At 53.3% G+C, this 13802-nt stretch carries 9 protein-coding genes and 1 pseudogene; 3 read left to right on the top strand and 7 right to left on the bottom strand.

The annotated features are described in order from the left end of the window. Positions 1 to 241 (top strand): hypothetical protein (locus tag INF61_RS22865; protein ID WP_141395015.1); only part of this gene is annotated, 241 nt, incomplete at its 5' end. 3 nt (positions 242 to 244) lie between these two features. Here the strand turns inward: INF61_RS22865 and asnB are convergent. The 5 genes from asnB to nagB all read right to left on the bottom strand — a co-directional run bounded on the left by asnB (position 245) and on the right by nagB (position 6192). Then, a complete protein-coding gene (asnB, locus tag INF61_RS08110) occupies positions 245 to 1909 on the bottom strand; it encodes an asparagine synthase B (protein WP_165468364.1) in 1665 nt (554 codons plus the stop codon). Positions 1910 to 2159: 250 nt separating this feature from the next. After that, positions 2160 to 2912 carry a ribonucleotide monophosphatase NagD gene (gene nagD, locus INF61_RS08105; RefSeq protein WP_003858667.1) on the bottom strand — a complete coding sequence of 251 codons (753 nt, stop codon included), beginning with the start codon at positions 2910 to 2912 and terminating at the stop codon, positions 2160 to 2162. 45 nt (positions 2913 to 2957) lie between these two features. Continuing rightward, positions 2958 to 4178, bottom strand: coding sequence for an N-acetylglucosamine repressor (locus INF61_RS08100; RefSeq protein ID WP_006809613.1), 1221 nt, complete (start codon positions 4176 to 4178; stop codon positions 2958 to 2960). An 8-nt stretch (positions 4179 to 4186) separates the two neighbouring features. Further along, positions 4187 to 5335, bottom strand: coding sequence for an N-acetylglucosamine-6-phosphate deacetylase (gene nagA / locus INF61_RS08095; protein WP_032670349.1), 1149 nt, complete (start codon positions 5333 to 5335; stop codon positions 4187 to 4189). Between the two features lie 56 nt (positions 5336 to 5391). Further along, positions 5392 to 6192 (bottom strand): glucosamine-6-phosphate deaminase, encoded by an 801-nt coding sequence (nagB, locus tag INF61_RS08090; RefSeq protein WP_003858663.1) that lies wholly within the window; start codon positions 6190 to 6192, stop codon positions 5392 to 5394. 325 nt (positions 6193 to 6517) lie between these two features. On the opposite strand from nagB, the gene nagE reads away from it, so the two are divergent. Continuing rightward, on the top strand, positions 6518 to 8467 hold the full coding sequence (nagE, locus tag INF61_RS08085; RefSeq protein WP_017382457.1) for a PTS N-acetyl glucosamine transporter subunit IIABC: 1950 nt from the start codon (positions 6518 to 6520) through the stop codon (positions 8465 to 8467). Between the two features lie 169 nt (positions 8468 to 8636). After that, positions 8637 to 10304, top strand: coding sequence for a glutamine--tRNA ligase (glnS, locus tag INF61_RS08080; protein WP_015571127.1), 1668 nt, complete (start codon positions 8637 to 8639; stop codon positions 10302 to 10304). Between the two features lie 59 nt (positions 10305 to 10363). On the opposite strand, the gene INF61_RS08075 is transcribed toward glnS, so the two are convergent. Both INF61_RS08075 and INF61_RS08070 read right to left on the bottom strand, forming a co-directional pair. Beyond that, positions 10364 to 11656: an extracellular solute-binding protein gene (locus INF61_RS08075; RefSeq protein WP_193547678.1), complete on the bottom strand. Its 1293-nt coding sequence runs from the start codon at positions 11654 to 11656 to the stop codon at positions 10364 to 10366. Beyond that, positions 11653 to 13787 (bottom strand): annotated as a pseudogene (locus INF61_RS08070) (ADP-ribosylglycohydrolase family protein). Before INF61_RS08070 ends, INF61_RS08075 begins: the two are co-directional and overlap by 4 nt. Positions 13788 to 13802: the final 15 nt, after the last annotated feature.

Raw genomic sequence — 13802 nt, 5'->3', positions numbered from 1 at the left:
CCAACTGAGCTACGTAGCCATCTTTTTTTCGCGTTACCTTATCGGCGTTGCGGGGCGCATTATGCGTATAGACCCTTGCAGCGTCAACACCTTTTTCAATGAAAATAGCCGGAATGTGACTGTTTGGTTAGGTTGCGAACAGCGAGGCCGAATATTCGACAATTATTGGTTATTAATCGATTTTATGCGGAGAAAAGAGAGGCAAAAAAATCAGGCCCCGGAGGGCCTGATGATACTCTGAACATTATTTATAGGCAGACTGGTGAACGCCCACCGCGCGTCCTGACGGATCGTTCATCGCTTTGAATGATTCATCCCATTCAATGGCTTTAGCAGAAGAGCAGGCGACCGATGGGCCACCCGGTACGCACTCTGCTGCGCTTGGAACCGGGAACAGCTCCTCAAAGATCTCACGGTACAAATACGCTTCTTTCGAGGCTGGCGTGTTGTACGGGAAACGGAAGCTCGAAGTTTCCAGTTGTTGATCAGAAACCTGTTTCGCCGCCACCTCTTTCAGGGTGTCGATCCAGCTGTAACCCACGCCATCCGAGAACTGCTCTTTCTGACGCCACGCCACGCTTGCCGGCAGGTAGGATTCAAAACATTCACGCAGGATATGTTTCTCCATTTTGCCGTTGCCGCACATTTTGTCCTGCGGGTTGATGCGCATCGCCACATCAAGGAATTTCTTATCGAGGAACGGCACGCGGGCTTCCACACCCCAGGCGGACATCGCTTTGTTGGCGCGCGCGCAGTCAAACATGTGCAGCGCCTGTAGCTTACGCACCGTTTCTTCATGCAGCTCTTTGGCGTTTGGCGCTTTGTGGAAATAGAGGTAACCGCCAAACACTTCGTCAGAACCCTCGCCGGAGAGCACCATCTTGATGCCCATCGCTTTGATCTTCCGCGACATCAAATACATCGGTGTGGAGGCGCGAATGGTGGTCACATCATAGGTTTCAATGTGATAGATCACATCGCGGATCGCATCCAGACCTTCCTGTACGGTGAAGTGAATTTCATGGTGCACCGTGCCGAGATGATTTGCCACTTCCTGGGCGGCTTTCAGGTCAGGTGCCCCTTCCAGACCCACGGCAAAGGAGTGCAGCTGCGGCCACCAGGCTTCAGAGCGCTCCTGATCTTCCACGCGACGTGCGGCGAATTTCTTGGTGATCGCGGAGATCACGGAGGAGTCCAGACCGCCGGAGAGCAGTACGCCGTAAGGTACGTCTGACATCAGGTGGCTTTTCACTGACTCTTCCAGGGCCTGACGCAGTTCGGCTTTGTCCGTCACGTTGTCTTTCACCGCCTCATAATCAAACCAGTCGCGCTGGTAGTACGGGCGGATCTCGCCGTCTTTACTCCACAGGTAGCTACCTGCCGGGAACTCTTTGATGGTGCGGCACACCGGTACCAGGGCTTTCATCTCTGAGGCAACGTAGAAGTTGCCGTGCTCATCGTGTCCCATGTACAGCGGGATAATACCGATATGGTCGCGGCCAATCAGGTAAGCGTCTTTTTCGCTGTCGTACAGCGCGAAGGCGAACATACCTTGCAGATCGTCGAGGAACTCCGGGCCTTTCTCCTGATACAGCGCCAGGATCACTTCGCAGTCTGAGCCGGTCTGAAACGCGTAGCGATCGCCGTACTCGGCGCGCAGCGCCTGATGGTTGTAAATTTCACCGTTAACAGCCAGCGCGTGCGTTTTTTTCTCGTTATACAGCGGCTGTGCGCCAGCGTTGACATCAACAATGGAGAGACGTTCATGAGCCAGAATCGCTTTATCGCTGGCGTATACGCCTGACCAGTCCGGACCGCGATGGCGCATCAGGCGGGACAATTCGAGTGCTTTTTTACGCAGTTCGCCCGCGTCAGTTTTAATATCCAGTACGCCAAAAATAGAACACATAACCTTCTCCGTTAACCCTGTTGCGTTGTGATGTTGCTTGCTTATGAAAATGCCGTAAAAGGGGGAGGGGGCGCAAGCGTTTTACCGATGAAAACGTAAAAAGTGCAATGGCGATTGCCGAATCTTAAAAAAAGAGTATGTCTTAAGCAATTCTATTGATGATTTCTCAATGAAGGGCTGATTTCTTTAGATGAAGTGATGTTTTCAGACGGCAGAAATGAAAAACCACGCCCTTAGGCGTGGTTCTGAATCAAATAACGTCGATTTCGTCGACAGAAGGGTAAATCCAGCTTGGCCGGAACGGCATCGTATCAATGTCATCAAGCTGTGAAACGCCAGAAAGCACCAGGATGGTTTCAAGCCCCGCCTGGAAGCCAGCCAGAATATCGGTACGCAGGTTGTCGCCCACAATGACGGTTTCTTCTGAGTGTGCCTGCATCGTATTCAGTGCGGCGCGGATGATCCACGGGCTCGGTTTACCGACAACAAACGGCTTACGACCCGAGATTTTTTCGATACCGGCGCAAAGCGCACCGCAGGCGGGATAAAAACCACGACCGTGCGTGTCCGGGTTGGTGGCGATAAAACGCGCACCGTTGGCGACAAAGTAGGCTGCCTTATGCATCATCTCCCAGTTAAAGGAGCGCGTTTCGCCCACGATGACAAAGTCCGGGTTCACGTCGGTGATGGTGAAGCCCGCTTTATACAGCTCGTGGATCAGCGCACCTTCACCAACGACATAGGCTTTTTTGCCTTCCTGACGCTTCAGGAAATCCGCGGTCGCCATCGCAGAGGTATAGAACACGCTGTCCGGGACGTTGACGCCTGCGGTAGCAAAGCGGTTTGCCAGATCCTGACCAGTCTGTGAAGGGTAGTTCGTGAGAAGAACCAGTGGCATTCCTTTGTCGATGATGCGGTGAAGAAACTCCGCAGCACCCGGCACGGCAACGTTGTCGTGCATCAGCACGCCGTCGATATCACAAATTACATTCTTAATGGTCATGGACAATCCGACATCAAAAAAAGAAGGCGTTACTATAAGGTCCGATCAGGATTCCAGCAAATGTTGCAGCAGGATCCCGTTGAGCATGGCACGTTTTACCAGGGCGAATGCGCCAATTGCCGAGCGGTGATCGAGCGTAGATCGCACCACCGGCAAATTCTGGCGAAATGCCTTCAGCGCCTGGGTATTGATGCAGCCTTCAATGGCGGGCAGTAACACTTTTTCGGCTTCAACGATCTCGCCGGCAATCACCACTTTCTGCGGATTAAACAGGTTGATGGCAATGGCGATGGTCTTACCCAGGTGGCGTCCTACCTGTTCGATCACTTCGCAGGCCAGCGCATCGCCTTTGTTTGCCGCTTTGCAGATGGCGCCGATCTTACAATCGTCCAGCGTGACGCGGCTCTGGTAACCCTGCTCCAGCAGATGGCGAACGCGATGTTCAATGGCGGCATTGGCGGCAACGGTTTCAAGACAGCCAAAGTTACCGCAGTGGCAGCGCTCGCCAAGCGGTTCCACCTGGATATGACCAATCTCGCCTACGTTACCGTTACGGCCAATAAAAATGCGGCCATTCGAGATGATGCCCGCACCTGTACCACGGTGAACGCGCACCAGAATAGAGTCTTCGCAGTCCTGGCTCGCACCAAAGTAGTGCTCCGCCAGCGCCAGCGAGCGAATATCGTGACCAACAAAGCAGGTCAGCTTGAAGCGCTTTTCCAGCGCCTCAACCAGCCCCCAGTTCTCTACCTTAATATGCGGCATGTAGCGAATAACGCCGCTTTCCGGGTCAACCAGGCCGGGCAAAATCACCGAGATGGCGATGAGTTCACGGATCTTGCGCTGACAGCTTTCGATGAAATGCGCAATGGTATTCAGCAACGCGTGTTCAAGCGTCTCCTGCGTGCGCTCAGGAAGGGGGTAGTGTTCTTCGGCAATGGCCTTGCTGCTCAGATCGTAGAGCGTAAGCGTGGTGTCATGACGTCCTAAGCGAACGCCAATGGCCTGAAAATTGCGGGTTTCCGTGACGATGGAAATCGCGCGGCGGCCCCCGGTGGAGGCCTGCTGATCGACTTCTTTGATCAGGCCGCGCTCAATGAGCTGACGTGTAATTTTTGTCACGCTGGCGGGAGCAAGCTGGCTTTGTTCGGCTATCTGAATGCGTGAGATTGGCCCGTGCTGGTCAATCAGGCGATAAACCGCCGCGCTGTTAAGTTGTTTAACGAGATCGACATTACCGATTTGAGCTTGTCCGCCTGGTGTCATACTTTTACTTACTCAGTGACGACCTCGTTACCATTAACGATGGTCTTAATAATTTTATAATCGTGTGTGAACGCCGTCAGGTTTGCAACCATACCTGGCGCAATACCGCCGAGCTGTTTATCGACGCCAATGGCGCGCGCCGGATAAAGCGTGGCCATGCGCAGCACTTCCTCAAGCGCGATGCCGCAATGTTCAACGAGGTTACGTACCCCTTCGATCATCGTCAGAGAAGAACCGCTCAGCGTGCCGTTCTCATCCACACACAGTCCATTCCGGTAGTATATTGTTTTACCAGCAAAAATGAACTGCTCAATATTCGCTCCTGCCGGAGCGGTAGCATCCGTCACCAGGCAGAGCTTGTCGCCTTTCAGACGCTTGGCGTTGCGGATGTTGGTGTAATCGACATGCAAGCCGTCGGCGATAATGCCGCAGTAGACGTCTGGTTCATCCAGAATGGCGCCAACCAGTCCCGGTTCGCGGCCAGTAATATAGGGCATCGCGTTATAAAGGTGTGTGGCAAACGTAATGCCTGCGCGGAAACCGGCCTTCGCCTCTTTCAGCGTCGCGTTCGAATGGCCCGCAGACACCACAATCCCGGCGGCGGCCAGTTTGCTGATAACGTCCGTGCCGGTCATTTCCGGGGCCAGCGTTACTTTGGTGATCACATCGGCATTGGCGCACATGTAATCCACCAGCTCGGCATCCGGTTTGCGCACGTAGTTTGGGTTATGGGTGCCTTTCTTGACCATATTCAGCCATGGTCCTTCCAGGTGCAGGCCCAGCGCCTGATTCGGATGTTTTGCCAGGTATTCGCGCATGACGCGGATACCCTGTTTCATCAGGTCATCGCTGCTGGTGATCAGCGTTGGCAGATAGCTGGTGCAGCCCGATTTCTCGTTGGCTTTTTGCATGATTTCCAGCGTTTCAACCGATACCGCCTCTGCGGTATCGTTAAACTGGACACCGCCGCAGCCGTTAAGCTGTACGTCGATGAAACCGGGGGAGATTACTGCTCCATTGAGGGAACGCTGTTCGATCTCCGGCGGCAGTTCCGCCAGCGGGCAAACACGTTCAATCAGGCCATTGGCGATTACAATCGCATGGTCATCCAGAATTTCATGGCCGGTATAAATCCGACCGTGGGTTAAAGCGTACATATCGACCCCCGGTTAAAAAAAGCGACCGCCCCGGATATAAAGAGGCGGTTATTCAATTACAGACCTTTGATGTTCTCAGCTTCCAGCTCGTTAAAGTATTTCAGCGTTTTCACTTTCAGCTCCATGGTGGACGGTTCGTCACACACGACAACCGCTTTTGGATGCAGCTGTAAGCAGCTGATCGTCCACATATGGTTCACGTTGCCTTCAACGGCAGCCTGAAGCGCTTGCGCTTTCACCGCGCCCAGCACCAGAATCATCACTTCTTCGGCATCCAGCAGCGTGCCCACGCCCACGGTCAGCGCGTATTTAGGCACCTGATTGACGTCGCCATCAAAGAAGCGGGAGTTAGCCACGCGCGTATCATGGGTCAGCGTTTTAATACGGGTACGGGAAGCCAGTGAAGATGCCGGTTCGTTGAACGCAATATGACCATCGTTGCCTACGCCGCCCATAAACAGGTGGATTTTACCGTAGGAACGGATTTTTTCTTCATACTGACGGCATTCTGCGTCAATATCAGGCGCGTTTCCATTCAGCAGGTTAATGTTTTCAGCCGGAATATCAACGTGATCGAAGAAATTACGGTGCATAAAGCTGTGGTAACTTTCCGGATGTTCCTTCGGCAGGCCGACATATTCGTCCATGTTGAAGGTCACAACGTGTTTAAAGCTAACCTGGCCCGCTTTGTGCATTTCAACCAGAGCTTTATACGCGGTCAGGGGCGTGCCACCGGTTGGAAGACCGAGAACGAAAGGACGATCGGCTGTTGGTTTGAACGCGTTGATGCGATTAACGATATGACGAGCAGCCCATTTTCCGACTTGTTCAGCTGTTGCCAGGGGAATCAGTCTCATTATTCACCTCTAAAGTTTAAGTAAAAGTGGGCGGATGATTAGTGCAACCTGAACTAAGCGTAACCTGGAACCTTTCAGGCCGGATCAATCCGTCTTGATTTTTTGAATGATAAAATAAGTTTTCGTCGTTAGCCAGTGAAAGGGAGGGTTTAATACGATATTTGGTGACAATAATCACAAAAAATAGGTGTTTAATTTGCGATACGAATTAATTTTTCACACACTCACACTGCCAGTGAATCATCAACTGTATCTATCGTTCGTGACACAATAAAAACATAGTTTATGCGCGAGTCTTAACAAAGGGTCTCGTAGGGGGAATAGGATGAATATTTTAGGTTTTTTCCAGCGCCTCGGTAGGGCTTTGCAGCTCCCTATCGCCGTGCTACCGGTTGCAGCGTTGCTGCTGCGATTCGGGCAACCCGATCTTCTTAACGTGCCGTTTATTGCCCAGGCAGGCGGCGCAATTTTTGACAACCTGGCGCTGATTTTCGCCATCGGTGTGGCGTCAAGCTGGTCAAAAGACAGCGCTGGTGCCGCGGCACTGGCAGGGGCTGTCGGTTACTTCATCCTCACGAAAGCGATGGTAACCATCAACCCTGAAATCAATATGGGTGTGCTGGCAGGTATCATTACCGGCCTGGTGGGTGGCGCCGTGTACAACCGTTGGGCAGGTATCAAACTTCCTGACTTCCTGAGCTTCTTCGGCGGTAAACGTTTTGTGCCGATTGCGACGGGCTTTTTCTGTCTGATCCTCGCCGCCATCTTTGGCTACGTTTGGCCACCGGTGCAGCATGCTATCCATGCGGGTGGCGAGTGGATCGTGTCTGCGGGCGCAATGGGCGCGGGCATCTTCGGTTTCATTAACCGTCTGCTGATCCCAACCGGTCTGCATCAGGTACTGAACACCATCGCCTGGTTCCAGATTGGTGAGTTCACCAACGCGGCCGGCGCGGTATTCCACGGTGATATCAACCGCTTCTACGCAGGCGACGGCACCGCGGGCATGTTCATGTCTGGCTTCTTCCCAATCATGATGTTTGGTCTGCCTGGCGCGGCGCTGGCAATGTACCTGGCTGCGCCGAAAGCGCGTCGCCCAATGGTTGGCGGGATGCTGCTGTCCGTTGCGATCACCGCCTTCCTGACCGGCGTGACCGAGCCACTGGAATTCCTGTTCATGTTCCTGGCTCCGCTGCTGTATCTGATGCACGCGATCCTGACCGGTATCAGCCTGTTCGTCGCCACCCTTCTGGGTATCCATGCTGGCTTCTCCTTCTCCGCAGGCGCCATCGACTATGTGTTGATGTACAACCTGCCGGCGGCAAGCAGCAACGTCTGGATCCTGATGGTGATGGGCCTGATCTTCTTCGTTATCTACTTCGTTCTGTTCAGCGCGGTTATTCGTATGTTTAACCTGAAGACGCCGGGCCGCGAAGATACGAAAGATGATGTTGTGACCAGTGAAGCCAACAGCAATACCGAAGAGGGTTTAACCCAGCTGGCAACCAACTACATTGCCGCTGTGGGTGGCACCGACAACCTGAAAGCGATCGATGCCTGTATTACCCGTCTGCGTCTGACCGTAGGTGACTCCGCACGCGTGAGCGATGCAATGTGCAAACGCCTGGGTGCGTCTGGTGTGGTGAAACTGAACAAACAAACCATCCAGGTTATCGTGGGTGCGAAAGCCGAATCTATCGGCGATGAAATGAAAAAAGTGGTTGCCCGTGGGCCGGTCGCTGCCGCCTCAACGGATAACGCGCCAGTGGCTGACGCGCCGGTTGCAAAACCGCAGGCTGTGCCAAACGCGGTGACCATCGCTGCGCTGGTTTCTCCGGTGACAGGTGACGTTGTTGCGCTTGAGCAGGTGCCTGACGAAGCGTTCGCCAGCAAAGCGGTCGGTGACGGCGTGGCGGTGAAACCAACGGACAAAACCGTGGTCTCTCCGGCTGCCGGTACTATCGTGAAAATCTTCAACACCAACCACGCGTTCTGCCTGGAAACGGAAAAAGGCGCGGAGATCGTTGTCCATATGGGTATCGATACCGTTGCGCTGAACGGTCAGGGCTTTACTCGTCTGGTGGAAGAGGGTGCTGAAGTGGCGGCAGGTCAGCCGATTCTGGAAATGGATCTGGACTTCCTGAATGCCAACGCGCGCTCCATGATAAGCCCGGTCGTGTGCAGCAACATCGACGACTTCAGCGGTCTGGTGATCCAGGCGCAGGGTCAGGTGGTTGCAGGCCAGACGCCACTGTATGAGATTAAAGGCAAGTAATCGCTCCTGAGTAGAGTTATGCCTTTAGCGGCGGGGGATATCCTCCGCCGCTTTTTTTTGCAGCAATTGCCCCCATTATTTTCTTCCGGGACGTTTTAAGGGTTGTCACTACGTCCGGCTTATAAGATCATATGCCGTTATACGTTGTTTACGCTTTGAGGAATCCACGATGAGTGAGGCAGAAGCCCGCCCGAGTAACTTTATTCGTCAGATCATCGATGAAGATCTGGCCAGTGGTAAGCACACCACAGTCCACACGCGTTTCCCGCCGGAGCCAAATGGCTACCTGCACATTGGTCACGCCAAATCGATCTGCCTGAACTTTGGTATTGCGCAAGATTACCAGGGGCAGTGCAACCTGCGTTTCGATGACACCAACCCAGTAAAAGAAGACATCGAATACGTTGAGTCGATTAAAAACGACGTGCAATGGCTGGGCTTCAACTGGTCTGGCGATATCTGCTACTCCTCAGACTACTTCGATCAGCTGTATGCCTATGCGGTTGAACTGATTAACAAAGGTCTGGCATACGTCGACGAATTGTCTGCTGACGAAATCCGTGAATACCGCGGTACGCTGACTCAGCCTGGTAAAAACAGCCCGTTCCGCGATCGTAGCGTGGAAGAGAACCTGGCGCTGTTTGAAAAAATGCGTGCCGGTGGCTTCGAAGAAGGTAAAGCGTGTCTGCGTGCCAAAATCGATATGGCGTCTCCGTTCATCGTGATGCGCGATCCGGTGCTGTACCGCATTAAGTTCGCTGAACACCACCAGACCGGTAACAAGTGGTGCATCTACCCGATGTACGACTTCACCCACTGCATCAGCGATGCGCTGGAAGGCATTACGCACTCTCTGTGCACGCTGGAATTCCAGGACAACCGTCGTCTGTACGACTGGGTGCTGGATAACATCACCATTCCTGTGCATCCGCGTCAGTACGAGTTCTCTCGTCTGAACCTGGAATACACCGTGATGTCCAAGCGTAAGCTGAACCTGCTGGTCACCGACAAGCACGTTGAAGGCTGGGACGACCCGCGTATGCCCACCATCTCTGGCCTGCGTCGTCGTGGCTATACCTCGGCGTCTATTCGTGAGTTCTGCAAACGTATTGGCGTTACCAAGCAGGACAACACTATCGAAATGGCGTCTCTGGAATCCTGCATTCGTGAAGACCTGAACGAAAACGCGCCGCGCGCGATGGCAGTGATCGATCCAGTGAAACTGGTCATCGAAAACTATCCGCAGGGTGGAAGCGAACTGGTCTCGATGCCTAACCATCCGAACAAACCGGAAATGGGCACCCGCGACGTGCCGTTCAGCGGTGAAATCTGGATCGATCGCGCCGACTTCCGCGAAGAAGCGAACAAGCAGTACAAGCGTCTGGTGCTGGGCAAAGAAGTGCGTCTGCGTAACGCCTATGTGATCAAAGCCGAGCGCGTAGAGAAAGATGCGGAAGGTAACATCACGACCATCTTCTGTACGTACGACGCAGAGACGCTGAGTAAAGATCCGGCGGATGGCCGTAAAGTGAAAGGTGTGATCCACTGGGTGAGCGCGCAGCATGCGCTGCCGGTTGAGATCCGTCTCTACGATCGTCTGTTCAGCGTACCTAACCCAGGCGCTGCGGAGGACTTCCTGGCGGTTATCAACCCTGAGTCGTTGATTATCAAGCAGGGGTATGCCGAGCCGTCTCTGAAAGCCGCTGAAGCCGGTAAAGCGTTCCAGTTTGAACGTGAGGGTTACTTCTGCCTGGACAGCCGTTACAGCACGGCGGAAAAACCGGTATTTAACCGTACCGTCGGTCTGCGTGATACCTGGACTAAGATCGGCGAATAATCACGCTGGCATGGTCAATGAGAAACAAACGCCGCGTAATGCGGCGTTTTTTTTGAGGGTTAATGGCGTTGCAAAAGTTCAGCTACTCGCTGCTGGCTGCGTTCCAGCGCGGGGGCAGTCTCCTGTTTTCCTACTGTCACCTGATTGACCATTTCACTGAGAATAGCGGAGCCGGTGACATCCCCCATCCCTGTGAAATTCTTCTCACCGACGGAACCAAAGACCTGCATATGCGGATACTGAGCAATCAGTTGAGTCGTCAGATCGCCAAAGGCTTTAATAGCCGGGTTATGTTTGTAAACGGTGTGTGCAGCAACGGCTTTTTTCACCGGCAGCATCGCCCCTGGCGACATTAATACCCATTCTGCGGTATTTTGCGCTTGCTCCATAAATGACACGAATTTTTCAGCGGCTTCCGTCTCTTCTTCCTTCTGCCCAGTAGTGATGGTTAATGAAGTGATTACGCCATACACCGCAGAGGTTTTTTCAGTCGGAACGACAAAGCCGATGTCGGCCAGCGAACCTTCCTGAGCGATAGCTGGCAGAATGTAGGTCGAATAGACCGCCATCGGTGCAGTCTCGTTCATAAAGGCGTCTTTGATCTCCATAACATTATTAGAGCCGGGCATCGTGTATCGGGAAAGATCGCGGTAATAATTCAGCGACGCGAGCATTTCCGGTGAGTTGACGGTGACCTTGCCGTCAGCATTAAATACGTTGGCATGATTTGAAAGCGCAAACTGGGAAAAAGTTTGCTCGGTCATCACACTCTCTGCCGTCGGCAGAGCGATACCGTATTTTTTGTCACCGATTTTGGTCAGCTTGCGCGCCGCATCCAGCAATTGGGCCCAGTTTTTGGGCTCACTAATCCCTGCCTTAGCCAGTACGGATTTTCGATACCAGATCCCCTGTAACCAGGCGCTAATGGGTACGCCAGTGTATGCATTTCCGTCTTCGGTGCGGACAATACGCAACACGCCGTCATAGAAAGACGCTTCCCCTTGTTTCTCTATCAGGGCTTTTACCGCCTTGTGATCGATTAGCGACTCTTTGTCCATTACCCGGGCGTAGTCATGGCTAACTTCGATCACTTCCGGCAACGCGCCTGAACGGGCAAGCGTAATCATTTTGGTATTAAAGGCGTCCTCTTCCACCGGCACCTGCTTCACGGTAATAGTAGGGTTTTCTTTCTGAAAGCGGTCGATCAGGCCGCGTATAACGGCCTGGCGCTCTTGCTCTACGGAGGAGTGCATAAATTCAATTGTAACCTGCTGCGGTTTATCCTCTTTACATCCTGAGAGTAATGCCGCAACGACCAGGGCCAGGGCCCGTAGCCTGTTTGTTGTTTTCATTTTTTCATCCCTTGTTGTGATACCGTTTCATTGGCGCAGATATGGATAGCGTCGGTTGACAGCGCACCGGCGCATATCAATAACCCGATCCCACCATCGGCAAACGCTTCACGTTCGGTATCTTCCACGGAAAGGGTTTTTCCATCGACAGTGGCGGTAAGGGTGTTTCCCATAACAGCGATATCGAAAACGAGGGGCCGCTCATAAACGTCAGACAGGACGGTTTCTGCCAGAATACGGGTCACCGCGTCGCGGACGCGTATTATCTGTACCTTTCCGTCGCGCATTACGCGCGCTGCGTAGTAACGTCTCATCCCCTGTACCCGGAAGGCCAGACCACCGTAGTCACCCAAATGCAGCGTGATGTCACTTTGCACCCGATAGTTATTCCACTGGCGAGTGCCGTGAATGATTAAACCCTCATCGTATTCTTTTGAGATCCGAAAGCTGGTTGGATAATGGCGGGAAAAGAGATCCACTCCGTTGACCCATGAGCGCCACCAGAAGTCGTTCTCTCCGGCGGGTTTGCGCAGGGTCAGTTTCGGGACGCCATCCCAGCACATGCTGTCGATAAGGAGTCGACCACGGGCAGTACGGGCGTCGGTACTCAGCGTCACGCCAATTTCACCTATTGGTTGGCCTTTACAGTCAGGGATATCCAGCGAGAGCGTTATTTCTTCGCCTGGGGCAACGTGGTGCGTGTCACCGTAGCAAGGGATCAGACAATTGTTATCGTCATAGACCCGATAGCACAGCCGCACGTTAAGCGACGAGATATTGTCCGATGGGGCAATAAGCGTAGCGTGCAAGCGTTGTCCAGGGTATATCAGTGGCGTGGCCATGAGATCGTAACTGCGCATTTCCACGATTTCCGGCGGGGTAAAAGTTTGCGTGGTCACACTGGCCTGAAGACCCTGCGCGAGGTGATGATAATGAATGCTCAGCATCTGCTGCCCCTGCCAGGCTTCGTTTTTCACCTCAACCGGAGCGGTATTCTCTTCCTTCAGCCAGCGAAAACCCTGTACGCTTCCCGGAAGGGAGAAATGGTATTGAGCCCCCCCTTTCTTCGGTTCAGGGCGCGGAAGCCCGGCAATCTGATGGCCTAAATCCACCAGATAATCCGTAATGCGTACTGCGTTGTTGATGGAAAAACCGCCGTCCGCGGAAGAGATTAGCATTCTGTCCGCCAACGGGCCGCGCCAGTCCGGGCCGGCGTCAATACCCTGTAACCCGAGCATAATTCCAGACAGGCAGCCAACGTTGCCCGCATTGCAGTCGGTATCCCATCCGGAGGTATTAACGATGCACTGGGACTGCTGGAAATCGTCCGGCGCGTAGAGCATCGCCATAATCATCAACGCGTGGTTGGGGATCACATGGCAGTTGCTGGGATATTTATGGTAGCCGTAGTGGTCTTCAATTTTCTGGCGCGTCGTCTGCCAGTCGTTATCCTCTTGGCGCCAGCGGCAGACATCGGCGACCAGTATGGCAATTTGCGAATCTGGGGGATAACGGATAAGCCTGTGGCAATCAGTTTTTCGATGTCCTGGCAGATAAAAGCCTGTGACTCCATTGCCGCCCAAAGCATGGCGGCATAAACGGATTCCCCATCGTGACTCACGCTGGCGGCTGTTTTTGCCAGAGACGCCGCCAGTTGCGGTTGGCCGGGAGCCACGAGCGCCCAGCTATCAATGAAAATTTGCGCGCCGATTTGCTCTGCGATGGTTTTGCCATTGGTGGCGATAGCGCCACTCAGCGGGGCAGGGATACCCTTTTTAAGATTCAGCCACGCCGTATGTTCTGTTGAATTACCATTACCCCCCCACCAGAGGATAGTGCGCTTATCAATGATGTAATTCAGCCAACAGTGCCCCATCTGTTCGGCTGTCAGGTCTGGCGGTAACGCGTAATCCTCAAGCGCGCGAATAAATGTGAATGTTCCGGCTACGTCGTCATCGGTAATCACCAGAGGGCGATTGAATTTTTCATTAACGTAATACCGTATTGGCCCGAGTTCCCGCATGATTTTTTGCCAGGTCCAGCCTTCAAAAGGGCGACCCAGATACACGCCGATCAATTTCCCTAATACCCCAGCGTAAACGCGCTGGTAATAATCTGAAGGTAATTCCATTTTTTCATCCTTTTC

It is taken from the genome of Enterobacter cloacae complex sp. P18RS (assembly GCF_014982105.1).
GTDB lineage: Bacteria > Pseudomonadota > Gammaproteobacteria > Enterobacterales > Enterobacteriaceae > Enterobacter > Enterobacter hormaechei_C.
The sequence above is the reverse complement of the archived record's forward strand: the minus strand, read 5'-3'. Positions and strand labels throughout refer to the sequence as shown.

Excerpts from the sequence above, each read along its gene's own strand:
- nagE (WP_017382457.1), top strand. The coding sequence starts at position 6,518 with ATGAATATTTTAGGTTTTTTCCAGCGCCTCGGTAGGGCTTTGCAGCTC.
- nagA (WP_032670349.1), bottom strand. The coding sequence starts at position 5,335 with ATGTACGCTTTAACCCACGGTCGGATTTATACCGGCCATGAAATTCTG.
- INF61_RS08100 (WP_006809613.1), bottom strand. The coding sequence starts at position 4,178 with ATGACACCAGGCGGACAAGCTCAAATCGGTAATGTCGATCTCGTTAAA.
- INF61_RS08075 (WP_193547678.1), bottom strand. The coding sequence starts at position 11,656 with ATGAAAACAACAAACAGGCTACGGGCCCTGGCCCTGGTCGTTGCGGCA.
- nagB (WP_003858663.1), bottom strand. The coding sequence starts at position 6,192 with ATGAGACTGATTCCCCTGGCAACAGCTGAACAAGTCGGAAAATGGGCT.
- asnB (WP_165468364.1), bottom strand. The coding sequence starts at position 1,909 with ATGTGTTCTATTTTTGGCGTACTGGATATTAAAACTGACGCGGGCGAA.
- glnS (WP_015571127.1), top strand. The coding sequence starts at position 8,637 with ATGAGTGAGGCAGAAGCCCGCCCGAGTAACTTTATTCGTCAGATCATC.
- nagD (WP_003858667.1), bottom strand. The coding sequence starts at position 2,912 with ATGACCATTAAGAATGTAATTTGTGATATCGACGGCGTGCTGATGCAC.